Annotated in this window: 2 protein-coding genes; both read left to right on the top strand. The window is 38.3% G+C overall.

Features of this window, described 5'->3' with window-relative positions; all coding sequences use genetic code 11:
• Positions 1 to 20: 20 nt before the first annotated feature.
• Complete coding sequence (locus JML65_RS23740; RefSeq protein ID WP_262896507.1) at positions 21 to 176, top strand: T9SS type A sorting domain-containing protein; 156 nt, start codon at positions 21 to 23, stop codon at positions 174 to 176.
• Between the two features lie 5 nt (positions 177 to 181).
• Positions 182 to 1,901: hypothetical protein (locus JML65_RS23735; RefSeq protein WP_202272618.1), on the top strand; the 1,720-nt coding region annotated here is incomplete at its 3' end.

Raw genomic sequence — 1,901 nt, 5'->3', positions numbered from 1 at the left:
ATTTCAAAGAAGCAGATATTATGCTGTATGATATGAGCGGAAGACAGCTTCAGAGTATAAAAACTAAAAATAATGTTACCAAGATCAATACACAGGCTCTTGTACAAGGCGCTTACCTGGTGACCATAAAAACGGATACGAATAAAACGGCGAATGCCAAATTGATTAAAAAATAAACACGATGAAAAAAGTAATTGCAGCTTCTCTAATCATCTGTGGATGTGCCCTGGGCTATGCACAATCAGTAGATGCGAAAGACAGTAAATATAACCTCACTATAAAATCTCCGGATGCAAGCCAGCTATCCAAACATATTGATATCCCTACTTCTACCCATACCGGAGCGGTAGGCATTGATATTCCTCTGTATACCATCAAAGTAGGTGATTTTAGTTTACCTATTTCTTTAAAGTATCACGCTTCAGGGGTGAAAGTCAAAGAAACCGCTTCAAAAGTTGGCCTTGGCTGGTCATTATCCGTTGGAGGGATTTCTCTTTCCAAACAGATTTTGGGGAAAGAGGACAAAGGAAAAATACAATATATTAATCCTGATAATTTTAACCCTGTCCAAGCGAACTCAAATGATTATACTCTTGCCATGACCCTCAAAAATGGACTGGGAGCACCGGATACCCAGCCGGATATCTATTCTTATGCTATTGGTGGCAGCTCAGGAGAGTTTTATTATGACAGTGCCGGTAGAATCATTCAAATCCCCTATAGTACGGTAAAGATTGAAGACTCATTTGTTTTTACAGATAATCAGGGGATAAAATATTATTTCAAACCGGGAAATCAGACCCAAAATGTTGGAGGTGGTAATGCACCTGATCCTCAGGATTTCAATACCACAGATTTTGTCATTACCAGAATTCTTTTACCAACCGGAAAGGAAATAAAATTTAACTACCTGACCAGCAATTACAATTATCTGAGTAGTTTTTATAAAGGATTAAAAGTAGGAAGGGCCTGTACTGTTGAAAATGGGACTACTTATGAAGAGTTTGTTACAAGAACAAGAGTTCTTTCAGAAAATGTACTTCAAAGTATTGAATTTGAAGGAAGTGAGATCAAATTTCTGTATAATGGCCGTGAAGATATCAATAATGGACTTTCTTTAAGTAAAGTAGAGGTGAGAAATCCACAGAAATCGTTGGTATCAGATTATAGCCTGGTTAAAGAGTACTTTGTGAGTACAGATTCACCGGTAGTTCCGGGTTTTGAAGCTGACTTTCCCTATCTGACTAAAAGGTTGAAGCTTAAGGAGGTGGTGAACCTGAAAGATAACTCAAAATACAAACTACAGTATTATGAAAATTATCCTTTACCAAACAGGCTTTCTGATCAGACTGATTATGTGGGATTCTATAACGGGAAGACCTTTAACCGGGGAATCCCCTATATAACATATGATGATAAGACCTATGGCTATGGGGATGATAAGAAACCTGATATTAATTATGCGGTGTCAGGGAGTTTAAAAGAGGTCCAATATCCGACTGGGGGAACCATGAACCTGGAATACGGATTGGATGATTTCTATTTTAGTGGAGTAGAAACGCAAATGGGGAAAAAGGAATTTCTTATTTCAAACCTGGAACCTTTAGGCGGTGTTTTCAATGTGAGCAGAGACGGAAATAAGGTGGATTTTAAGATTACTTTTCAAAGTACTACCAGCCCTGCAGAAGGTTCAGAGGGGAGCCTGCCGGAGGGACCTCATTTTGTAGGGGAGTTACTGGACAATAACAATACAGTCCTTCAAACATTCCTGATCAACAAACAATACGAAATGATTGTGGACAAGAAACCTTCCTATAAAATAAGGATCAGAAAAGTAGGAAACGTAAACAGCAGTCAGTATGCTACCTTGAATGTGGAATGGGTTGACAGTATATCTGAAA

This window comes from Chryseobacterium sp. KMC2, assembly GCF_016756935.1.
GTDB classification, from domain to species: Bacteria; Bacteroidota; Bacteroidia; order Flavobacteriales; family Weeksellaceae; genus Chryseobacterium; species Chryseobacterium rhizosphaerae.
The sequence above is the reverse complement of the archived record's forward strand: the minus strand, read 5'-3'. Positions and strand labels throughout refer to the sequence as shown.